Source organism: Paraburkholderia madseniana (genome assembly GCF_009690905.1).
Lineage (GTDB): Bacteria > Pseudomonadota > Gammaproteobacteria > Burkholderiales > Burkholderiaceae > Paraburkholderia > Paraburkholderia madseniana.
This window is the reverse complement of sequence record NZ_VOSW01000008.1, coordinates 13,858-35,777: the sequence shown is the minus strand read 5'-3', so window position 1 is coordinate 35,777 and position 21,920 is coordinate 13,858. Positions and strand designations below refer to the sequence as shown.

Sequence of the window (21,920 nt, the reverse complement as noted above, 5' to 3'; positions counted from 1 at the left end):
ACGACCCACAGCCGCGCTTATGTCAGTCCTACTTGAAGTCATCGCCACGACCGTTGCCGACGCCCGGCTTGCCGTCCAGGCCGGTGCGAACCGTCTTGAACTCGTCACCGCGATGGGCGAGGGCGGTTTGACGCCGAGCCTTGGGTTGATCGAGGCGGTGGTTGCCGCGAGCGCCGTACCCGTCAACGTGATCGTGCGACCGCATAGCCGCTCGTTCGTGTACGACACTGACGACTACGCCGTGATGCTGCGCGACGTGCGTGCAGTCAAGGCGGCGGGCGCGAACGGCGTGGTGATCGGCATGCTGACGGCGGATGGCGAGATCGACCGCGAAGGCCTCGCACGTGCGATCGATGCGGCGGATGGCTTGGCTATCACCTTCCATCGTGCGTTCGACGAAACGCGTGATCTGCAGAAAGCGCTCGACGTGCTGCTCGGTTTCGACGCCGTGACGAATGTGCTGACCTCGGGCGGCAAACCTTCCGTGCTGCAGGCAGAGTCGATCGTGAGTGAGCTGGTACGGCAAGCGGCCGGCTCACATTGCACGGTGCTGGCGGGCGCCGGTTTGACCATCGATGCAGTGGGCGGCTTCGTGAGCGCGACGCAAGTTCAAGCGGTTCACTTCGGTTCGGGTGTGCGCGTTGGCGGCAACGGTCTTGCGCCCGTCGATGCGGCGAAAGTCGCGCAGGTGAGGGCGCTACTGGACACAAAGCGTGGCTGATTCGTCAGGAAGATAATCAGCGCTATTGGGCACAACGCGGTGCAAATCCACCAGGCAAAAAAACGCCGCTTCGAGGTTCAACCCGAAGCGGCATTTTTCATCTACGCACTGAGCGAAAGAATTACTTCGCGACGACCACCGGAATCCCGCGCAACTGCCCGGCGCCCTTCATCTCTTCCAGCGACTTCTTCACCGATGCGCTGGTCGCTGCTTCGATCTGCAAACGCGCCGCGAGATCGCGTTCGCCGCGCTTCACGCCCGCCAGATTCGCCAGCTTCACGTGACCATAACCGCGTACACGCGCATGCAGATCGGCCAGCTTCGCGACGTCTTCCAGATTGTTGGCGTTGAGCTTCGCGAACGCGCGTTGCAACGTGATTTCGTAATCGCCGGCGAGTTCGCGCTCCATCTTGCGTTCCAGCGTGCGGCCGAACGGATCGAGCATCGTGCCACGCAAGCCGCTAAATTTCGCCATTACGCCTAGCACCGGCCACATCCATTGACCGAAGGTCTTCTTGGTCGGATTCACCCCCGGTTGAGGACGCGTGAGCGTCGGCGGCGCGAGGTTGAACTTGATGCCGAAGTCCTTGCCCGCGACACCTTCGAATTGCGCTTCCAGTGCTTCGCGGAAGGCCGCATCCGTATGCAGGCGCGCCACTTCGTATTCGTCCTTCACCGCGAGCAGACGATAGAACGTCGTCGCCACGGCACGCGTGATGCGCTCGCCCTTTGCATCGACCGCGGTTTCGGCACGGCGTGCCGCATCGACCAACGTGCGATACCGCTGCACATAACTCGCGCCACCGTACGTTTGGAGACGACCCTCGCGATGCGCGATCAGTTCGTCGAGCGTATCGACGCGCACCGTCTGCTTCGCCAGATGCCGGGCTTGCCACAGCGATTCGAGCGCAGCGGGGTCTTCCGCAGCAACACGCCCGATCGAAAACGCCAGTTGATTCATCTGCACCGCGACGTTGTTCAATTCGATCGCGCGCATCATCGCGGCGAACGACACGGGCACGAGGCCAAGTTGCCAGGCGTAACCGAGCATCAGAATGTTCGCGCCGATGGTGTCGCCGAGAAAACGCGTCGCGAGCGCCTGGGCGTCGCACGTCGACATGCGATCGTCGCCTGCCGCGTGGCGCATCTTGTCGATCAACGCGTCGGCATGCAGCGTCGCGTCCGGGTTCTGCACAAAGGTCGCGTTCGGAATCGCATGCGTGTTGACTACGATGCGCGTGCGGCCATGACGCACCGTCTGCAAGGCATCGGCACTCGCGCCCACCACCATATCGCAGGCGAGCAGCACGTCGGCCTGTTGCGTGTCGATACGCACCTGATTGAGCCACTCGTCGCGCGCGGCGAAGCGCACGAACGACAACACCGAGCCGCCCTTTTGCGCGAAGCCCATGAAGTCGAGCACCGACGCGCTCTTGCCTTCCAGATGCGCGGCCATGCTGATCAATGCGCCGACCGTCACGACACCCGTGCCGCCAACACCGGTCACCAGAATGTCGTAAGGCGCGGCATCGAGATGCGTCGCGGGAATCGGCAAGGCGTCGACGCGCGCGGCGAGCGCGGCCGGATCGAACGCGGCGCCCGCGGCTTTCTTCAGCTTGCCACCTTCCACCGTGACGAAGCTCGGGCAGAATCCGTTCACGCAGGAATAGTCCTTATTGCACGACGATTGATCGATGCGGCGCTTACGCCCCAACGCTGTCTCAAGCGGCTCGACCGACAAGCAATTCGATTGCACGCCGCAATCGCCGCAGCCTTCGCAAACTTCCTCGTTGATGAAGAGACGCTTGTCCGGATCGGGAAACTCACCTTTTTTCCTGCGACGCCGTTTTTCAGCCGCACAGGTCTGGTCATAGATCAGCACGGTCACGCCGTCGATATCGCGCAACGCGCGCTGCACCGTGTCCATTTCGCTGCGATGGTGGAACGTCGTGCCTTTTGGGAAGAGGTCATGATGGCCGTCGTATTTCTCCGGCTCGTCGCTGACCACGACGAAACGCGACACGCCTTCGGCTTCCACCTGACGCGCGATCTGCGGCACCGAGATGCTGCCGTCGACCGGCTGGCCGCCCGTCATCGCGACGGCATCGTTATAGAGGATCTTGTAGGTGATGGTGGTGTTCGCGGCCACCGCCTGGCGGATCGCGAGAATGCCGGAGTGAAAGTAGGTGCCGTCGCCGAGATTCTGGAATACGTGGCGCGTTTTCGTGAACATCGAATGCGAGGCCCAATCGACCCCTTCGCCGCCCATCTGAATCAAACCGGTAGTGTCGCGTTCCATCCACGACGCCATGAAGTGACAGCCGATCCCCGCATGCGCGATCGAACCTTCAGGCACTTTGGTCGACGTGTTGTGCGGGCAGCCCGAGCAGAAATACGGCGTACGTTTCACGCTATCCGCCGCATTCGACAGGATTTGCGGCGCCACCAGATCGACCACGCGCTCGCGACGATCGAGCGCCGGCTTGTGCTTCGCGAGCCAGTTCGCGAACACCGGCAGAATGCGCGACGGGCGCAATTCCCCGAGCGACGACAGCAGCAGCGTGCCGTCTTCGGCGTTCTTGCCGACCACGATCGGCCGCGTGCCTTGCGTGCGGTTGTACAGATAGTCTTTGATCTGCTGCTCGATGACCGGGCCTTTCTCCTCGATCACCAGCACTTCGGACAAACCGGACACGAACGCGTCGATGCGCGTCATCTCCAGCGGGAACGACAAGCCGACCTTGTAAATGCGCACGCCGGCCGCTTCCAGATCGGCGACCGTCAGATCGAGCCGGCGCAGCGTTTCCATCAAGTCCAGATGCGCCTTGCCGCACGTGACGATGCCGACGTTCGCATGCGGACTCGGCGCGATCCATTTGTCGATGCTGTTGGTGCGCGCGAAATGACGGACCGCGTCGAGCTTCGCGTGCATCCGCGCTTCGATCGTGAGACTCGGCAGATCGGGCCAACGGTTATGCAAGCCGCCGGCGGGTGATTCGAAATCCTGCGGAACCGTCCATTCGGTTTGCAACGCATCGAGGTCGACCGTCGAACCGGATTCGACCGTTTCCGAGATCGCCTTGTAGCCGACCCACGCACCCGAGAAACGCGACAGCGCCCAGCCGTACAGGCCGAACTCGAGCATGTCGGCAATGTTCGACGGATTCACCACCGGCATATGCCATGCCATCAACGCGAAGTCGCTCTGATGCGGCATCGACGACGACACGCAGCCGTGATCATCGCCCGCCACCACCAGCACGCCGCCGTGCGGCGACGAGCCGTACGCGTTGCCGTGCTTCAGCGCATCGCCCGCGCGATCCACGCCGGGGCCTTTGCCGTACCACATCGCGAATACGCCTTCGACGGTGCGCTCCGGGTCCGATTCCACCCGCTGCGTACCGAGCACCGCGGTGCCGCCCAGTTCTTCGTTGATCGCCGGCAAAAAGCGAATATCACTCGCCGTGAGCAGTTTCTTCGCTTTCCACAACTGCTGGTCGACCATGCCGAGCGGCGAGCCACGATAGCCGCTGATGAAGCCGGCGGTGTTCAGGCCCTGCGCGCGGTCGACTGCGCGTTGCATCAGCGCGAGGCGCACCAGCGCCTGCGTACCGGTCAGGAAGATCCGGCCGCGCGTGGCGGTGAGGTTATCGGACAGCTTGTAGTCGGCGAGAGCGGGCGTGCCGTCGATGGGCAGGCGAGCGGTCATGGGTGAGTCTCCTATGTCGATCGGAGTTGGCGCTTTAGCGCTTACTCCGATCCCATGCAATTAATTGCGGTTTGCATCCGCGCGCCGTGGGGTGGGGGCCACAAAAGGCGGTGCGGCGAAAGAGACTCTATTTTTTAGCGCCAATTGGAGTGATTTTTTTCTACTTGGCGACGCGTTCAGCGAAACAGCGCGACGGCTCGCGCGTTTTAATGAAGTTTTGAGATGGATCTGCCACGTGGCGGACGGGTTCGGGTATGCCCTGGTGCGTTTCAGTCCTGTTTTTACGGCGCGGGCGCCTTCGCCATAGGCGCGGAGACAGGTGCTGAATCGAGCGGCACGACCTCGTCGAAATGCGAGTAATCGATGTGACTCACGCCGCCCTCGTCACGCATGATGTCGGCGAAACGGTGTTGCCAGCGGATCTGCTCACAACGCCACATATGGCGCGCCTGCATGGTCTGCGAGGTCGATTCGTCGACCCCTTCGAGCGTGAGCCACAGCGACGCATCATGGCCCTTGAGCGTTTCGGCGGTCTCGCCAAATAGCGGACTGCTTTCGTCGATGACGTGCATCATGACCCAGCCCAGTTTGAACACGGGATGCTGGTCGCGCACCAACGTCAAGTCGTAGAGCTTGCGCAGCGTATAACCTTCGGTGGAGGTTTCCAGTCGCATGAGGCGGAGTTTCGCCCGCGCTTCGGCGATCACGTTTTGACGCGCGTTGGCGGCACGCACCATCAGCGTCATGCGGCCCTCGTACGGCCATACGACCGCGTAGCGGGCGAACATGATCTTGGCGTGCGGACGTGAGAAGCGCGCGAAGATCAGCCCGGTCGCCAACGCGATGCTGGACATGCCGACAAAGATCTCCAGTGTTGCGATCCAGTGGGCGTAAACCGTTTGCGGGTGCATGTCGCCGTAGCCGACCGTCGCGAGCGTTTCGACGCTGAAGAAAAACGCGCCGCTGAAGCCTGCCGGAAACTGATTGGCGATCGGTGCGTTGCCGAGCATGTAGAGCGCGGCAAACACGGTGTTGAGCAGCAGGAACAAGACCCCGAGCGAGACGAAAAACGTCGGCCAGCGGACCATGAGTGCGCGGTGATAGAGATCCTGCCAGAGCGGCGTCGGCATGCCGTGCGCGATAACGACGCGATCATCCAGGCGCAATTCCCGGCTGCCGCGCGTACGAGGTTTCTGCGCACGCGTTTCGTCGTCGCCGATGCTGGAAAGATGGTCTGGTGATTCGGTCGCCATCGCGTGCCCGTGGAGAGGAAGAACGCGTAAAGCGTAGCACGCCGGTTAGCGCGCGGAGGGGGATTGTCGGCGCGCTGAAGGGACGTTGGAGAGCGTGCCTCAACGGCAGGTTGCACAGACGTCGAGGTAGCACATCGACGGCGTGTTGCCCGGGCGCCGAGGCGGCGCTTCCAACACCCGCCTGCGGTACTTTGGGCGAGCGTGCGGGAGATGCGGCGATTCCGCTCGCTTGACGCACACGCCTCTACCAATGCGCCCGCTGAAGGTCTACGGAAACGCCCTCGGTTTTGGAATGCCGGCGCCGTGTTCGATGTCGTCGACGCCTTGCTGGTGCGCTGCTGCGATAGCTTCGGCTTCGTCCGCGTAGCCGTTGTCGCCGCCGACGGTGGTCCACGGCTTGACGGCTTTCTCGCGATGCCGGATTTCGTATTCCGCGTCCCAGCGTGCGCCGTTGAGTTCGAGAGGGCGGACGTGAATCGAGTACACGCCGTAGAGGAAGAGCTGTTCAGCCATGATCGCCTCCAGCCGGTTGATTTAGAAGCGGCGCTGTGCGATGGACGCAGCGCCGGGTTGCCTAGAGTTCGATTTCCCCGAGGATGCGGTGCGCGAGCGCCTTGGCTTCCTCGAGGGCTTCCTCGGGCGTGGACGAAGTGGCTTCGACTTCGTAGACCGTGGTCTCCTGGTCGGTGCTTGCTTCGCCCTCGTCGCGGGAAAGCGTAACGATGCCCTGCCACGTGTCGCTTTGTACTTCTCTTATCGAGGCGGTGGCCGTGTAGATACCTTTGGTGTAGGTGATGTCATCCATGGCGACGCTCCTTCTTCCAAAGGGTTGGGTTTTTTCATCCTAGCACGATGACCGGGCTTCGGTTTTTCGGCTACGCGGCGCGTATTGTTGGCAACCGATGTCGACAACAATACGCGCCGCACAAGGCAAAAAAACTACAGCAGCGCCACAACCTCATCCAAAGAAGGTGCATGCGCGCCAGCATGGCGGCACGCCGCGGCGCCGGCGGCCAGAGAAAAGGCCAGGTGCTCCGGCCACGCTCGCTGCGGTGCGGTCATCAAGCTGAACAGCAGACCGCCAATCGAGGCATCCCCCGCTCCAACCGTATCGATAACTTCCACTCGTGGTGGCCGGGCCTCTACAACCATCGCGCCGTCGATCAACATGGACGTCTCTGGCCCACGCGTAACCAGCACGGTGGCTGCAGGATTCATCGCCCGCAACTGGACAAGCGCGCCGGCCTCGTCGTCCGTCTTGAACAGCATGCGCAAATCTTCGTCCGACACCTTGATCAGATCAGCCAGCGCGGCCATCTTCCGCAACGTGGGCTCGTAGCCATGCTCCATCAGATTGCGGTAATTCGGATCGAAACTGATCTTCACGCCGCGCGAGCGCAACTCGGCGGCCAGCGCGGCAAGCGTGTCGCCAAGCGGCTGACGCACCAGGCTGATGCAACCAAAATGCGCCCACTTCACCTGCCCGATCCAGCCAGCCGGCAAGCGCGTCGGATCGAACGCCAGATCCGCGCCGTTCTCACCCATGAAAAAGTACGCCGGCGGATGCGTCTGATGAACGATCGCCAGCAGAGGCGGGCGCTCCACGCGCTGCATGAAACGCATATCGAGTCCCGCGGCAATGCTCGCGTTCCACAACTCATCGGAGAAGTTATCGACGCCCAGTGAGCCGGCACACGCCGTCGGCAAACCGAGCCGCGCCACGCAGCGCGCGACGTTCCAGCCGGCGCCGCCAGGACGCGAGAGCCATTGCGAGGCGCCGGTCCGCACGAGATCGGTGAGGATGTCGCCGGCCGAGACGAAGAAGGGGAATTCGGTGTTTGCGCTCAAGTTGCTCATTTTGCTTACTCCGCGGATTCGGACGCAGCGGCCGCGCCGTCAGGCAGTGCGTGCGCCAGCACCTCGTAGCACGCGCCCATCGTGTGATAGTCGGTCTTGCCGGCGGGACTCTTTTCGTCGCTGTACTTACGGTTGTCGCACGTGAGGATGCGGTACCACGCGCCGTACTTGTGATCGACGAAATGCGCCCAGCTATAGCGCCAGATCTCGTCGTACCAGTCCCAGAAACGCTCGTTGCCGGTGCGCTTGGCGAGCAGCGCCGCGGTCGCGAACGTCTCCGCCTGAACCCAGAAATACTTGTCGTGATCGCACACGGTGCCGTCCGGGCCGAAGCCGTAATAGAGGCCACCGTGGTCTTCGTCCCAGGCGTGGGTCATCGCGGCGTCGAATAGCTCAATCGCGCGCGGCAGCAGCCACGGCAACGGACGATAGCGCTCGAGAATCAGCAGCAGCTTGGCCCACTCGGTCTGGTGCCCAGGCTGGAAGCCCCACGGACGGAAGATGTTCGAGCTGTCTTCCTCGTTGTAATGCCAGTCGACCGACCAGTCCGCGTGAAAGTGCTCCCACACGAGTCCTTGCGAGAGCTTCGCCTGGCGCAGCGTGATGTTCGACGCCACCCGTTCCGCACGGTCGAGATAGACGAGGTGCCCGGTCGCCTCGTGCGCTGTCAGCAGCGCCTCGGTGGTGTGCATGTTCGCGTTCTGGCCGCGGTACGAACTGACGCGCCAGTCGGGTGTCGCCTCGTCAGCATAGAGGCCGGCGGCGGCGTCCCAGAAGCGATGTTCCATCAACTCGAAGGTCGCGCCGATCATCGGCCTGGCTTCCTCGATGCCGGCCATCGCCGCATGCGAATACGCGAGCAGCACGAATGCGAGGCCGTAGCAGTGGCGCGTTGCGTCGAGCGTGTGTTTCTTGCCGTCGCGCCATTCGAGCTCCCAGTCGTAGCCTTCGTGTTCGGCGTCCCAATGCGCTTCGCGCAGGAAGCGCAAACCGTGGCGCGCGTACTCGAGATGCTGTGGGTCGCCGAACTGACGATACGCCATCGCGTAGTTGTAGATGTAGCGGCACGTGCTCACCAGATGCCGCGTGGTCTTGTCGTAGACGGAGCCGTCGTCGCGGAAGAAATGGAAGAAGCCGCCGCTCGGATCGAGCACGTTCGGCGCGTAAAAGTGCAACGTGTCCTGCACATGAGCGAGGAGAAAATCGCGGCTGCGAAAGCTGTCGACGGGCGGCGGCGCGGCGGCGCCGTTGGCGGGGTGAAGCGGATCGGATTGCGTCATGGCGTTTTTACCAAAGTACTGGCACGGGCAATGAGATGGACGGGCAAGCGGACTTCGAGTTCAGCGGGTGTATCTTCAAGCAGCAACTCGACGCCGCGTCGGCCGAGCGCTTCCTTGTCGACCGAAATGGTCGACAAGGGCGGCGTGGCATGCGCGGCGGCGGGAATGTCGTCGAAGCCGATGATGGCAATATCCTCGGGCACGCGGATGCCGCGCGCGAGGCACGCACGCAGCGCGGCGAGCGCTGCGGCGTCGTTGTAGGCGAATACGGCGTCGGGCCGCGGGCCGGGTGCGTCGAGCAACTGGTGCATCGCGCGTGCAGCGCCGGTGTCGGGATCGAGGCCTGCGTCGATCGTGAGTTCCAGCGATGGGTCGAACAACAAGCCCGCTTCGAAAAACGCGCGCCTGTAACCGAGCGCGCGCTGGGCGATGCTGAAGTGCGCGAGCGAGCCGCCGATGAACGCGACGCGCTTGCGCTGCTGTTCGAACAGATGCCGCATGGCGAGCGTGGCGCCCGCGGCGTTGTCGAGGTTCACCGAGCGCAGGCCGGGCGCCCACAGGTCGATCAACACGAGCGGGCGTTGCATCGCCACCAGTGTGGTCAGCGTTTCGGGCTCCACGAAACCGGCGATCGCTACCGCGTCCGGCGCATGCAGACGCATCTGCTGGATCACGTCTTCGGTCGGACCGGCGGTCAGCACGGAAGGCACGATGCCGCGTTCGCGGCACGCGTCTTCCACGCCATGCAGCACGTGCGAAAAGAACGGGCTGACGGCGAAATTGTTGTGCTGACGGTGCAACAGAAAGGTGAGACGGCGGATGCGCGGCCGCAACTGGGCGGCGTCATAGCCGAGCTGCCGCGCCGCTTCGACCACGCGTTCGCGGGTGGCCTCGGAAAGGCCGGGCTGATTCTTCAATGCGCGTGAGACGGTGCCGATCGACACGCTGGCCGCGCGGGCGACGTCGCGGATGGTTGTGGCCATCGAATGAAGCGGCCGCAAGTGGGGCGGCCGCACGGTGTTTGGGTTCGGCCGATTGTATAGTAAAACGTGGCTAAAACAGCCTCGTGAACGTGTGATCCGTACCCGGAAATACCCGTAGACAGTGCTGCTGGCCTGATTTATGTTGTTTAGTAAAATAAACTAAACAAGGCGTGGGCGTGGGCGTGGGCGTGGGCGTGGCTTGGCTTTGGCGTGGGCGTGGGCGCGCCAGCGCACTCAGTCGACGGCCATCGCCGCCATGTCGGCCTGTCCGCGTAACAGCACCACGCTCTCATCCGCGTCGATCAGCACGAAGCCGCTCGTCTCGTGCTTCGCGCGCCGCTTCGCCAGCGCCGCGACGGACGCGATTTCCTCGCTGCTGTAAAACGACGGCCCGCCGTCCGACTCGACGCGCACGCAGCCGATGGCCATCGTCACGAAGCTGAAGAAGGTCGGATTGCCGCGCCGGTCTTCACCGTGGATGCCGCCGGCCAGCCGGTCGGTGGGCGCGTAGAAGCGCTGCGCGCCTTCGTTGAACAGGTGAATCGCGCGCAGTACGCGCTCCTGCCAGTCCTCGCTCTGGAACAGGATCAGAAAGTCGTCGCCGCCGACGTGACCCAGGAAATCGCGGGTCGGGTCGCAGACGTCGGCGAGTACGGCGGCAGCGAATTTCAACACCTCGTCACCTTGCCAGTAGCCGTACTGATCGTTGAAGGGCTTGAAGTGGTTCAGGTCGACGTAGCACGCGTAGAAGCCCGCGTCGTTGCCCAACAGGCGGGCGATGTGCGAGCTGATCGGGATGTTGCCCGGTAAGAAGGTCAGTGGGTTCGCATAGCGCGCGGCTTCGATGCGCACCTCGGTCACCGCGCGCACCAGCTTCTCGCCGGTGCCGAGACCGGCGTATCTGCCGTGGTTGTCGGTGATGACGAAGCCGTCGGCGAGATAACGCTGATCGTCGCTTGCAAGAAGTTTGGCCATCTGTTCGACGGTCATCGATTGCTCGATGATCACCGGCGACGCGTTCGCAAACTGCAGGCATGGCCGCTTGCCGAACAGCTCGCGGTGGTAAGGCAGCGCGTAGCGGTCCATAAAGCTGCGGCGGTTGATGAGCGCAACCGGCTCGTCGTGTTCGACCACCGCTACCGCATGCAGATCGGGCAGGCGGTTGAACAGTTCGAGCACGTCGTTGTTGGTCGCGTGGCGCGGCAGCGCGGGCGCATGCACCATCATCTTCGCCGATGCCATGCCGCCCGACGGCGACGCGCTGCTCGCTGTGCGCGTGGTCTCCGGGAATACGGCGATGTGACCGGCGCGCAGTGCGTCGCGGGCGTCGTCGGTGACGCTACTGGCCGGCTGGGCATGCGGCCGGCCGAAGAAAAACCCCTGCCCGCAGCCGATCCCCATGTCGCGCACCACGATCAGATCTGCTTCGTCTTCGATGCCTTCGGCCACCAGCCGCGCGCCGCTTGCGTTGGCGAAGTGCTGCATCGCGCGCACGGCTTCGAATTTCAGCGAGTCGCTGGAGATGCCGTGGATGAAGAAGCGGTCGATCTTCACGACGTCCGGTTGCAGGCGCACCCAAAGATTCATGCTGGCGTTCGCGGTGCCGTAATCGTCGAGCGCGAACTGCGCGCCGGCCGTGCGCAACGTCGAAATCACCGGCAGGAAGCTGGCGACATCCAGAATCGTGCTTTGCTCGGTCAACTCGATCACGATCCGTTGCGGATCGACACCGCGACGACGCAGCAGCGCGAGCGTGTCGTCGTGCGCGTCGGCCAACTGACGGATTGCTCCCGCGCTGAAATTGAGAAACAGCTTGCCGTCGAAATCGAGCTTCGCGAACGCGTTGATGCAGGTGCGCGCGGCGGCCTGCTCGAGTTCAAGCGCGCAGCCCTCGGCGAGCGCTTGCGAAAACAGGGCGAACGGCGTTTCGAGCGGTGTGCCGGCGGGGCCACGGATCAGACCTTCGTAGCCGAGGATCGCGCCGTCGTCGAAATCGATGATCGGCTGGAATACGGCGGACAAGTCACGCCGGGCGATCAACTCCTCGATACGCGGCGTAGCGGATCGGGAGGGCGAACGAGGTTGCATGGCAGTTAGGCGTAGCGATCGACCTTCGTCTTATCGACCCATTCAGCCTGGAGTTAAGTGAAGTTTCAGTGACGCGTTGCACCGAGGTGGTGCGTCGCGGCCTTGGGCCAGCTGGCGACGGTTGTGCCACGACCAGGACTTTGCCTATGCCATCCGGCTGAGGCGACAGCGGCGGCGTTTGAGCGTGAAATAACAAAAAAGCCGCACGAGGCGGCTTTCTTCAAATGACGCTCAGGGAGGGCGCTTATGAATGTCCTGTTTGCATTGCGCGCGTATTCAACGTCGCGCGACAGCGGCGGCGGGCCGCTCGCGCGGAGCCGCGCGGGTTTCGCCGCTGGTGTCGCGAGCCCCCCAGCGCTGCGCGAGCGCGGCGCACACCATGAGCTGGATCTGGTGGAACAGCATCAGGGGCAAGACCACGGCGCCCACCGCATGCGAGGCGAAAATCACTTTGGCCATCGGTACGCCGGCGGCGAGGCTTTTCTTCGAACCGCAGAAGATGATCGTGATCTGGTCGGCGCGGTTGAAGCCGAGCCGCTTGCTGACCACGATCGTCGCGGCCAGCGCGAGTGCGAGCAGTACCACGCTGATCAACAGCAGGCCGCCAAGTGCGGACAGCGGGATCTGATGCCAGAGGCCTTCGTCAACGGCTTCGCTGAACGCGCCGTACACCACCAGCAGGATCGAGCCCTGGTCGACGAACTTCAGCACGCCGCGATTGCGCTCGATCCACTTGCCGATCAACGGGCGCAGCAACTGCCCGGCCACGAACGGCACCAGCAGTTGCAAAACGATGTTGCCCACCGTATGCCACGGCGAGGTGCCGCCGCTCGCAGCCTGATTGGTGACGACGAGGCTGACGAGGGCGGGGGTGATGAAGATGCCCAAGAGGCTCGAGGCCGACGCGCTGCATACGGCCGCCGGCACGTTGCCTTTGGCAATGGACGTGAACGCGATCGACGATTGAACCGTCGACGGCAGCGTGCAGAGGAAGAGGACCCCCGCGTAGAGCGCCGGCGTGACAAGTGGCGAAAGGAGCGGTTTAAGCGCGAGGCCGAGCAGCGGAAACAGCGCGAACGTGCTGAGCAGCACTAGCAGATGCAAACGCCAGTGCGTCGCGCCCGCAACGATCGCTTCGCGTGAGAGCTTGGCGCCGTGCAGGAAAAACAGCAGGCCGACCGCAACGTTCGTCACCCAGTTGAACCCGACGGCGGCCTGCCCGTGAACCGGCAGGAAGCTGGCAAGGATCACGGTGCCCACGAGGCACAAGGTGAAATTGTCGGGAAGCAGTTTCGGGCGAGCCATGGCGGAATCTCGATTCGGTGATGCGGAAAGCAGGGCGCGCGAATGTGCCTGCCTCAGGCTATGGGAAACGCCTATTGTTGTTGAAAATCGATTGAATATGCAAATTCATTTACCGAATCGATTAATGAGCATCGCGCATCAGATCGTTGCCTCGGCGGTCTCATGCCCGGGCCGGCGGGCAGTTCCAGTATTGGTGACCGTATCTGTTTGGTCCACTGGCGTTTTGACAATCCGGCAAAAAACCGGCTTGGATTCGTCATACTCAGGACCCTCAGCGGATCTTGCAAAGGCCGCTCGAGCAAGCTGTTTCAAGGCTTTCGCGCAAGGACACTGTCGCGGAAAAACGTCGCAGTAACAAGGTGTTACAACAGCGGTCGAGGCCTAACACTTTTTGGCTCGACACCCTTTGCCGACACCCATAAATTACGCTCAAAGGCCATCGGGATGCCCCGCGCCGCGACAGATACGCAGCGCTCGTGCCGGTCCCAGAACAAGTCCATCGCAGCTCGAACGGTGGGCTTCAGGCAGGTCTTCGGGCATGTGAGTCACTTGGTGGACGGGTTGTCGAGAACGAAGCACTGGGCGTTGGGCGCGGTTATCACTGCGCTGTGCTCGTTCGCCTATGCAAAAGTGCCTGGCGTACCGCACGGCGCCGGTGGTGGCGGTTATTCGCATGCCGCCACGGGTCACGCAATGCGCGGTGATGCGCGCAACGGTGGCTATTACTATGGCGCCGCCAATGCGAGACCGGCTCGCAACAACATGGCCGAGAGCAACGCGCACTCGCCGCGTGGCGGTTCGAACTTCGCCCCCGGCAACTACGCCAACGGCTTTGGCGGCTACAACCCCGGCATGCATCGTGTCACCGGGCCGGGCGGATATCCTAACGACAGCCGCGGCGGCATGCAGTACGCCGGCGCTATCACGCCTGTCAGCGCTGAATCGCGCGCGGTGCCGCGTCCGCCGCCCAACGCGCCGGTTCGCGCCGGTTCGATTCGCGCCGATGTCGCCCGCTACAACGAAGAGCGCGGCGCCCCGCGTGCAGTGCAGCGGCAAGGGGACGACCCGCGTCAGCAGGAAGGTTCGCCGTACCGTAACTAACGGCAGCATGGGAGTCTTGCTCCCGCGCAATGCGGTCTAACGCCGCTCCTCGTCGTACCTCTCGTCTCACCGATTTTCCCTCCTATGCTTCGCCGAATCCGCTTTTCCGGCTTTCAAACCGGTTGCTGTGGTATTGCGCGTCGCTGCCGTCCAAAAAGCCCCTGTCAATGTGACGTTTCGACACCACACTTTTTTGAAAACATTCGGCAGCAAATCGTCTCCCGTCGTCAAATTTGATCGTTTTCGCCGCGGCGCGTCATCCGCATGTCATTTGAACCGTTATCACCCAGTCGGGCGCAATGTCAGTAACGCTTTGCGCGGAACCGCAAAGTCCGCGGCGATGCAGTGACGACGTACACGGCAACCGCTTTATCAGGCCGATAAGTGGCAAAACTAATCAGATCGCTATACCCGCAATAACCCACGATATTTTTGTCCATAAAAATGGTCCGCAAAGATGGTCCCGCCCAGATTGGCTCGATGATCGAACGGACAACAACAATCATTCGCGCGAGCTTCCCCTTTCGCACAGCTACACCTTTTTTGACAAAGACAGGAGAATCCATGAAAACAAGCATCAGCAGTGCGCTGAAGACCACCCTCAAGGTAACCGCGTGTGCCGCCCTGCTGGCCAGTGCATCGTCTGCTTTTGCGCAATCGAGCGTACAACTCTACGGTCAGGTCGACGAATGGGTCGGCGCGCAGAAATTCCCGGGCGGCAAGACGGCGGTCCAGGTGTCCGGTGGCGGCATGTCGACGTCGTACTGGGGCTTGAAGGGGGCTGAGGATCTGGGCAACGGCTACAAGGCGATCTTCACGTTAGAAGGCTTCTTCCGTGCGCAGAACGGCCAGTTCGGCCGCTTCCAGGGCGACACGACGTTCTCGCGTAACGCGTACGTCGGTATCGAATCGCCGTACGGCACGGTGACGGCAGGCCGTCTGACCACGCCGCTGTTCGTGTCGACGATTCTGTTCAACCCGTTCATCGACTCGTACGTGTTCTCGCCGATGGTGACCCACGTGTACCTCGGGCTGGGCACGTTCCCGACGTACTCGACGGATCAGGGCGTGACAGGCGATTCGGGCTGGAACAACGCGGTGTCGTACTCGTCGCCGAACTTCAACGGCCTGTCCGCGACGGCGATGTACGCGCTCGGCAACACGGCCGGTCAGAACAGCGCGAAGAAGTGGAGCGGCCAGGTACTGTATTTCCACGGCCCGTTCGCGGCGACCGCCGTGTACCAGTACGTGAACTTCAACAACGTGCCGGTCGACCTCGGCAGCTTCAATACGTCGGGTGTTCCGGGTCTGAAGAGCCAGAGCGTGGCGCAAGCCGGCGTCTCGTACGACATGAAGTTCGTGAAGTTCTTTGGGCAGTACATGTACACGTATAACCAGCAAACCATCTCGAGCTGGCACGTGAATACGGCGCAGGGCGGCGTGTCCGTGCCGGCCGGCCCGGGCACGGTGATGGCGTCGTACGCCTATTCGCGCGACGGCGGCGGCTTCGACCAGACCCGCCAGACGGCTGCAGTCGGCTACGACTATCCGCTGTCCAAGCGCACGGATATCTACGCGGCTTATATGTACGACAAGATTACCAGCCAGTCGAGCGGCAACACGTACGGCGTCGGCCTGCGCGCGAAGTTCTAAGCCTCTGGGGTAAAGCATGCGGCGCCTGCGAGCAGGTACCGCGCGATGCCAACCCTGCCGAACCAGGCAATACCTGTAAAGCCCACCTTCTCCGGAAGGTGGGCTTTACTGCTTCTGGCGTCCGTTTTTCGCGCCCCCGTCCATCCGATTTGCCGCCCAGTCTTTGATAAACCCGGCAAAATGGCATCGATTGATTCCTGAGACGAGCGATTGAGATGGATACCCTTGTCAGCATGAAAGTGTTTCGCCATGTGGTCGAAGTCGGCAGCTTTGTCGGCGCGGCCGAGCGGATGGAGATGTCGGCGGCAATGGCGAGCAAGCACGTGATGCACCTCGAGCAGCAACTCGGCGCGCGTTTGCTGAACCGCACGACGCGCCGGGTCGCGCCGACCGAGGCGGGTCGCGAATACTACGAGCGCTTGAGCCAGGTGCTCAGCGAACTCGAAGAAGCCGAGCAGGTGGTGGGCGCGGCGAGCGTCGTGCCACAAGGGCGCTTGCGGGTGTCGTCGCTGTCGGCATTCGGCTTGAGCCATGTGATGGCCGCGGTGGCCGACTACGCCGCGCAGTATCCGCAGGTCACCGTCGACATGACCTTGTCCGACCGCGTGGTCGAACTGATCGACGAAGGCTTCGACGTCGCGATCCGGGCTTCACCGAGCGGGCTGAAGTCGTCTTCGCTGATCGCGCGTCAGATTGCGACCGCCCATCTCGTGCTGTGCGCATCGCCGGCCTATCTGCGCCGGCACGGCACGCCAAAGACCGTCGCCGATCTGGCGCGTCACAACTATCTGCAATACGCGGGCGTGGCTCCCCTGGAAGTCGCGACCGCGACCGGCAACGGCACGCCGCGCGTGCGCCTCACCGGCAACCTGATCGTCAACCACCTGGAAGCGCAGCGCGTGATCGTGCTGCAAGGCGCGGGTATCGCGATGCTCGGCACCGAGGTGATCGGCGACGATCTGGCCACGGGGCGTCTGGTGCCGCTGCTGGTGGACGACGTGCCCCCACGCGAGTTGCCGATCCACGTCGTGTACGCGAGCCGCAGGCATCTGTCGGCCAAGGTGCGTTCGTTTGTCGACTTCCTGGCCGAGCGGTTCGCGAACGAATCGCTGTGGCCTTCGCTCGAGCAGATCAAGGCGCTCGCGGTGCGGTAGGCGGCCCGGTCGAGGCGCTCCTACCCGTTTAGCTATACTGGTTGCCAGCACCCATACGCGTAACGATCTGGGGGAGACATGACCGATCTGTCCACGCCGCAGCGCGCCGGCGGCCACAAGCTGCCTGCGGGTCGGCGCCTGCGTTTCGTCACCGCTGCCGCCTTGTTCGACGGACACGACGCGTCGATCAACATCATGCGGCGCATCCTCCAGGCGAGCGGCGTAGAGGTGATCCACCTCGGCCACAACCGCTCCGTAGATGAAGTCGCCACCGCCGCACTGCAGGAAGACGCCGACGGCGTCGCCGTGTCGAGCTATCAGGGCGGCCATAACGAATACTTCCGCTATCTCGTCGACCTGTTGCGCGCGCGCGGCGGCGAGCGCATCAAGGTATTCGGCGGCGGTGGGGGTGTGATCGTTCCTGACGAGATTGCAGAGCTCGAGCGTTATGGTGTCGAGAAGATCTACTCGCCGCATGACGGCCAGCGGCTTGGCCTGCAAGGCATGATCGACGACATGATTGCGCGCTGCGCTGAAGTGGCGCGCGCCACTGCCGCCGTTCGGGAGAGTCCGGTTGGCGAGTGGGTGGCCGATTTGTCGGCGAGTGGGCTGCCGCGTTTCGAGCCGCGCGCAGCGTCGCACGTCGAGACACGGACTGATGATCACGCCAACGCGCGCGATCTTTCCGGCAAGGGGCGGCAGGCGGGTGGAGGGCTCCAAGGCAGCCAGATCGACGGCACCATCAGCATCGCCAGCACCTCCGAACAACCAGACCCTGCAGACTTCACCTTCCGCCGCCTTGCGCAACTGGTCAGCGCGTACGAAGCGGGCCGCGTCAAATCGGCCGAGCAGGAAATACTATCGGTCCTCGCTGAGGCGGTCGCGGTCCCCGTCCTTGGCATCACCGGCACCGGCGGCGCCGGCAAATCCTCGCTCACCGACGAACTGATTCGCCGTTTTCGACTCGACTATGGCGACGCCCTCACCATCGCCGTGCTGGCTATTGATCCGTCGCGTCGAAAATCCGGCGGCGCGCTGCTAGGCGACCGCATCCGCATGAACGCGATCGGTGATTGGGGCGGCGGCGCGCGCGTCTATATGCGTTCGATGGCGACGCGTGACGCATCGAGCGAAATCACGAGTTCGTTGGAAGACGTGCTCAAGCTGTGCAAGGCCGCGGGCTTCGATCTGATCATCGTCGAAACGTCCGGGATCGGGCAGGGCAATGCGGCGATCGTGCCGTTTGTCGACGAATCGCTGTATGTGATGACGCCGGAATTCGGTGCGGCGAGTCAACTGGAAAAGATCGACATGCTCGACTTCGCCAGCTTCGTCGCGATCAACAAGTTCGACCGTAAAGGTGCGCCGGACGCGTTGCGGGATGTCGCGAAGCAGGTGCAGCGCAACCGTGGTGACTTCGCGAAGGCGCCCGACGCGATGCCGGTGTTCGGCACGATCGCCTCGCGTTTTAACGACGACGGCGTGACCGCGCTGTATCAGCACGTGGCCGAGGCGCTGCGCAGGCACGGTCTGCGCTCGGGCGGCGGCCGCCTGCCGGTGCTCGACAACCTGCGCTTTTCGAGCGGCCGCAACGCCATCGTGCCGCCGGCACGCGTGCGCTATCTGGCGGATGTCGCGCAGACCGTTCACGCGTATCGCGAGCGTGCCGACGCGCAAGCACGGGTGGCGCGTGAGCGCTGGCAACTTACAGAAGCGCGCCGCATGCTCGCCGAAGCTGATGCAGGTGCAGGCACAGCCTTCGACGCCGCTACCGCTCCTTCCGCAGGCTCAGACTCAAATGCCTCTGCAAACGCCGCGTACACGCCCCAAACCCAACTCGACACACTCATCGCCCAACGCACCGCCGCCCTCGGCGAACGCGAACGCAAACTCCTCAAAACCTGGCCGCAAACCGTGGCCGCCTATTCCGGCGACGAACACATCGTCCGCGTACGCGACCGCGAAATCCGCACCGCGCTCACCGTCGCGACGCTATCCGGATCCGAGGTCCGCAAAGTCGCGTTGCCGAAGTTCGTCGATCACGGCGAGATCCTGCGTTGGCTGATGCTCGACAATCTCCCCGGCTACTTCCCGTTCACCGCGGGTGTGTTTCCGTTCCGCCGCGAAAACGAAGACCCGACACGGATGTTCGCTGGCGAAGGCGATCCGTTCCGCACCAACCGACGTTTCAAGTTGCTCTCCGAAGGCATGCCGGCCAAACGTCTTTCGACGGCCTTCGATTCGGTTACGCTCTACGGCGAAGAGCCACACGAGCGCCCCGACATCTACGGCAAGGTGGGCAACTCGGGCGTCTCCGTCGCGACGCTCGACGACATGAAAACGCTCTACGACGGCTTCGATCTGTGCGCGCCAGAGACGTCGGTGTCGATGACGATCAACGGGCCGGCGCCGACGATTCTCGCGATGTTCTTCAACGTCGCGATTGATCAACAGATCGCGCGTATGGTGCAGGAGCAAGGTCGTCCGCTCACGGAGGGCGAACTCGCCGCCGCTCGCCGCACAGCGCTGGAAAACGTGCGCGGCACCGTACAGGCCGACATCCTGAAGGAAGACCAAGGCCAGAACACGTGCATCTTTTCGACCGAGTTCAGCCTGAAAGTCATGGGCGATATTCAGGCGTACTTTGTCGATCACGGCGTGCGCAATTTCTATTCGGTGTCGATCTCCGGCTATCACATCGCCGAGGCGGGCGCGAACCCGATCTCGCAACTCGCCTACACGCTCGCGAACGGCTTCACCTATGTCGAGGCGTATCTCGCGCGCGGCATGTCGATCGACGACTTCGCGCCGAATCTGTCGTTCTTCTTTTCGAACGGCATGGACCCGGAGTACACGGTGCTCGGCCGTGTCGCGCGACGCATCTGGGCCATTGCAATGCGCGAACGCTACGGCGCGAACGAACGCAGCCAGAAGCTCAAGTACCACGTGCAAACCTCGGGCCGCAGCCTGCACGCGCAGGAAATCGACTTCAACGATATCCGCACCACGCTGCAGGCGCTGATCGCGATCTACGACAACTGCAATTCGCTGCACACCAATGCATTCGACGAAGCGATCACCACGCCCACCGAAGATTCGGTGCGCCGTGCGGTGGCGATCCAATTGATCATCAACCGCGAATGGGGGCTGGCGAAGAATCAGAATCCGAATCAGGGCAGCTTCGTGATCGAGGAGTTGACCGATCTGGTGGAAGAAGCGGTGCTGGCGGAATTCGATCGGCTGACCGAGCGCGGCGGCGTGCTGGGCGCGATGGAAACGGGCTATCAGCGCGGACGGATTCAGGACGAGTCGATGCTGTACGAGCATCGCAAGCACGACGGCTCGTATCCGATCGTCGGCGTGAACACGTTTTTGAGCGCGCATCCGCATGAAGCGCCGCAGCCGATCGCGCTCGCCCGCTCCACCGACGAGGAAAAACAGAGCCAGTTGAAACGCCTGCGCGATTTTCAGGCGCAACACCGTGACGACGCACCCGCGGCGCTTGAACGCTTGAAGCGCGCAGTGATCGACGACGACAACGTGTTCGCGGTGCTGATGGACGTCGTGCGCGTCTGCTCGCTCGGGCAAATCACGCACGCGTTGTTTGAAGTGGGCGGGCAGTATCGCCGCAATATGTAAGTACCGTACATGCTGCGACTCCAGAACCGAGAGCCGCAGCAAAACACCTTAACAAGCCACTTACCGCGCGATCCCCAGCCGCGCTTTCGCGTCGTCATATTCCTGCGTCAAACGCCGAACCAGCTCACCAACGCTCGGCACGTCGTCCATCAGACCGACGCCCTGGCCTGCGCCCCAGATGTCCTTCCACGCCTTCGCCTTGTCGCTGCCGAAGTTCATCGCGGTCTTGTCCGATTCCGGCAGCGCCTCCGGGTCCAGCCCCGCATTCACGATACTTTCGCGGATGTAGTTGCCGTGCACGCCGGTGAACAGGTTCGTGTAGATGATGTCCGACGCCGTGGAATTGACGATCGCCTGCTTATAGCTGTCGACCGCGTGCGCTTCCTTGGTCGCGATGAAACGCGTGCCCATGTAGGCGAGGTCCGCGCCCATGGCCTGCGCGGCGAGAATCGAGCCGCCGTTGGCGATCGAGCCGGACAACACGATTGGGCCGTCGAACATGCGCCGCACTTCGCCGACCAGCGCGAACGGCGAGGTCGTGCCCGCGTGGCCGCCGGCGCCCGACGCCACCAGGATCAGCCCGTCGACGCCTGCTTCCAAGGCCTTCTGTGCATGCCGCAGGTTGATCACGTCGTGCAGCACGATACCGCCGTAGCTGTGCACCGCGTCGACGATCTCACGCGCCGGTGCGCGCAGGCTGGTGATGAAAATCGGCACCTTGTGTTCGACGCACACACGCACGTCGTGCTCGAGCCGCGTATTCGACTGGTGGACGATCTGGTTGACGGCGATCGGCCCGATGACCGCGTCGGGATTAGCCGCCTTGTGCTCGGCGAGCTGTGCCTGAATCTGCGTCAGCCATTCGTCGAGCAGTTCGGCCGGGCGAGCATTCAGCGCTGGGAACGAACCGACGATACCGGCCTTACATTGAGCTAACACGAGTTCGGGATAGCTGACGATGAACATCGGCGAAGCGACGACGGGCAGCGCGAGTTTTTGCAGGACGGCGGGCAATGCCATGGTGCGAGTCTCCTGATAAACGGACCGGTGCGGTGTAGAGCGCCCGGCGATAGTGAGTTTAGCGGCCCATGGCCTGTGGTGCGTCGAGACTGAACAGCAGCCGTGCTGCCGCTGCAATCCCACCACGCATTTGCCACGCGTTTGCCATGACCGCCCG

15 protein-coding genes are annotated in these 21,920 nt (G+C 63.0%); 5 read left to right on the top strand and 10 right to left on the bottom strand.

The features are described 5' to 3' along the window. Window positions 1-19 precede the first annotated feature (19 nt). Window positions 20-721, top strand: a complete 702-nt coding sequence (locus FSO04_RS06160) for a copper homeostasis protein CutC (RefSeq protein ID WP_154558841.1) — start codon at window positions 20-22, stop codon at window positions 719-721. A gap of 121 nt (window positions 722-842) precedes the next feature. Here the strand turns inward: FSO04_RS06160 and FSO04_RS06155 are convergent, their stop codons facing one another. The 9 genes from FSO04_RS06155 to FSO04_RS06115 all read right to left on the bottom strand — a co-directional run bounded on the left by FSO04_RS06155 (window position 843) and on the right by FSO04_RS06115 (window position 13,196). Continuing rightward, complete coding sequence (locus FSO04_RS06155; protein ID WP_154558840.1) at window positions 843-4,430, bottom strand: indolepyruvate ferredoxin oxidoreductase family protein; 3,588 nt, start codon at window positions 4,428-4,430, stop codon at window positions 843-845. Window positions 4,431-4,711: 281 nt separating this feature from the next. After that, window positions 4,712-5,683, bottom strand: coding sequence for an ion channel (locus FSO04_RS06150; protein ID WP_154558839.1), 972 nt, complete (start codon window positions 5,681-5,683; stop codon window positions 4,712-4,714). Window positions 5,684-5,950: 267 nt separating this feature from the next. Further along, window positions 5,951-6,196: a hypothetical protein gene (locus FSO04_RS06145; RefSeq protein ID WP_074285658.1), complete on the bottom strand. Its 246-nt coding sequence runs from the start codon at window positions 6,194-6,196 to the stop codon at window positions 5,951-5,953. 61 nt (window positions 6,197-6,257) lie between these two features. Next, window positions 6,258-6,488, bottom strand: coding sequence for a hypothetical protein (locus FSO04_RS06140; protein WP_154558838.1), 231 nt, complete (start codon window positions 6,486-6,488; stop codon window positions 6,258-6,260). Window positions 6,489-6,622: 134 nt separating this feature from the next. Continuing rightward, the gene (locus tag FSO04_RS06135; protein WP_154558837.1) at window positions 6,623-7,540 is read right to left on the bottom strand and encodes a carbohydrate kinase family protein; all 918 of its coding nucleotides are present in this window, start codon (window positions 7,538-7,540) and stop codon (window positions 6,623-6,625) included. A gap of 5 nt (window positions 7,541-7,545) precedes the next feature. After that, the gene (locus tag FSO04_RS06130; protein ID WP_154558836.1) at window positions 7,546-8,820 is read right to left on the bottom strand and encodes an AGE family epimerase/isomerase; all 1,275 of its coding nucleotides are present in this window, start codon (window positions 8,818-8,820) and stop codon (window positions 7,546-7,548) included. Further along, window positions 8,817-9,803 (bottom strand): LacI family DNA-binding transcriptional regulator, encoded by a 987-nt coding sequence (locus tag FSO04_RS06125; protein WP_154558835.1) that lies wholly within the window; start codon window positions 9,801-9,803, stop codon window positions 8,817-8,819. Before FSO04_RS06125 ends, FSO04_RS06130 begins: the two co-directional genes overlap by 4 nt. 234 nt (window positions 9,804-10,037) lie before the next feature. Then, window positions 10,038-11,891: an EAL domain-containing protein gene (locus FSO04_RS06120; protein ID WP_154558834.1), complete on the bottom strand. Its 1,854-nt coding sequence runs from the start codon at window positions 11,889-11,891 to the stop codon at window positions 10,038-10,040. 276 nt (window positions 11,892-12,167) lie between these two features. Continuing rightward, window positions 12,168-13,196 carry a bile acid:sodium symporter family protein gene (locus FSO04_RS06115; protein WP_154558833.1) on the bottom strand — a complete coding sequence of 343 codons (1,029 nt, stop codon included), beginning with the start codon at window positions 13,194-13,196 and terminating at the stop codon, window positions 12,168-12,170. A 552-nt stretch (window positions 13,197-13,748) separates the two neighbouring features. On the opposite strand from FSO04_RS06115, the gene FSO04_RS06110 reads away from it, so the two are divergent. From FSO04_RS06110 to icmF, 4 genes are all read left to right on the top strand, one after another. After that, window positions 13,749-14,297, top strand: coding sequence for a hypothetical protein (locus FSO04_RS06110; protein WP_168435589.1), 549 nt, complete (start codon window positions 13,749-13,751; stop codon window positions 14,295-14,297). A 564-nt stretch (window positions 14,298-14,861) separates the two neighbouring features. Then, window positions 14,862-15,950 carry a porin gene (locus FSO04_RS06105; protein ID WP_154558831.1) on the top strand — a complete coding sequence of 363 codons (1,089 nt, stop codon included), beginning with the start codon at window positions 14,862-14,864 and terminating at the stop codon, window positions 15,948-15,950. A gap of 215 nt (window positions 15,951-16,165) precedes the next feature. Further along, entirely contained in the window at window positions 16,166-17,104 is a 939-nt protein-coding gene (locus FSO04_RS06100) for a LysR family transcriptional regulator (protein WP_154558830.1), read from the top strand. A gap of 78 nt (window positions 17,105-17,182) precedes the next feature. Next, window positions 17,183-20,743 carry a fused isobutyryl-CoA mutase/GTPase IcmF gene (icmF, locus tag FSO04_RS06095; RefSeq protein WP_154558829.1) on the top strand — a complete coding sequence of 1,187 codons (3,561 nt, stop codon included), beginning with the start codon at window positions 17,183-17,185 and terminating at the stop codon, window positions 20,741-20,743. Between the two features lie 60 nt (window positions 20,744-20,803). On the opposite strand, the gene FSO04_RS06090 is transcribed toward icmF, so the two are convergent. Further along, window positions 20,804-21,763, bottom strand: coding sequence for an NAD(P)H-dependent flavin oxidoreductase (locus FSO04_RS06090; protein WP_154558828.1), 960 nt, complete (start codon window positions 21,761-21,763; stop codon window positions 20,804-20,806). Window positions 21,764-21,920: the final 157 nt, after the last annotated feature.

Excerpts from the sequence above, each read along its gene's own strand:
- FSO04_RS06160 (WP_154558841.1), top strand. The coding sequence starts at position 20 with ATGTCAGTCCTACTTGAAGTCATCGCCACGACCGTTGCCGACGCCCGG.
- FSO04_RS06155 (WP_154558840.1), bottom strand. The coding sequence starts at position 4,430 with ATGACCGCTCGCCTGCCCATCGACGGCACGCCCGCTCTCGCCGACTAC.
- FSO04_RS06150 (WP_154558839.1), bottom strand. The coding sequence starts at position 5,683 with ATGGCGACCGAATCACCAGACCATCTTTCCAGCATCGGCGACGACGAA.
- FSO04_RS06145 (WP_074285658.1), bottom strand. The coding sequence starts at position 6,196 with ATGGCTGAACAGCTCTTCCTCTACGGCGTGTACTCGATTCACGTCCGC.
- FSO04_RS06140 (WP_154558838.1), bottom strand. The coding sequence starts at position 6,488 with ATGGATGACATCACCTACACCAAAGGTATCTACACGGCCACCGCCTCG.
- FSO04_RS06135 (WP_154558837.1), bottom strand. The coding sequence starts at position 7,540 with ATGAGCAACTTGAGCGCAAACACCGAATTCCCCTTCTTCGTCTCGGCC.
- FSO04_RS06130 (WP_154558836.1), bottom strand. The coding sequence starts at position 8,820 with ATGACGCAATCCGATCCGCTTCACCCCGCCAACGGCGCCGCCGCGCCG.
- FSO04_RS06125 (WP_154558835.1), bottom strand. The coding sequence starts at position 9,803 with ATGGCCACAACCATCCGCGACGTCGCCCGCGCGGCCAGCGTGTCGATC.
- FSO04_RS06120 (WP_154558834.1), bottom strand. The coding sequence starts at position 11,891 with ATGCAACCTCGTTCGCCCTCCCGATCCGCTACGCCGCGTATCGAGGAG.
- FSO04_RS06115 (WP_154558833.1), bottom strand. The coding sequence starts at position 13,196 with ATGGCTCGCCCGAAACTGCTTCCCGACAATTTCACCTTGTGCCTCGTG.
- FSO04_RS06105 (WP_154558831.1), top strand. The coding sequence starts at position 14,862 with ATGAAAACAAGCATCAGCAGTGCGCTGAAGACCACCCTCAAGGTAACC.
- FSO04_RS06100 (WP_154558830.1), top strand. The coding sequence starts at position 16,166 with ATGGATACCCTTGTCAGCATGAAAGTGTTTCGCCATGTGGTCGAAGTC.
- icmF (WP_154558829.1), top strand. The coding sequence starts at position 17,183 with ATGACCGATCTGTCCACGCCGCAGCGCGCCGGCGGCCACAAGCTGCCT.
- FSO04_RS06090 (WP_154558828.1), bottom strand. The coding sequence starts at position 21,763 with ATGGCATTGCCCGCCGTCCTGCAAAAACTCGCGCTGCCCGTCGTCGCT.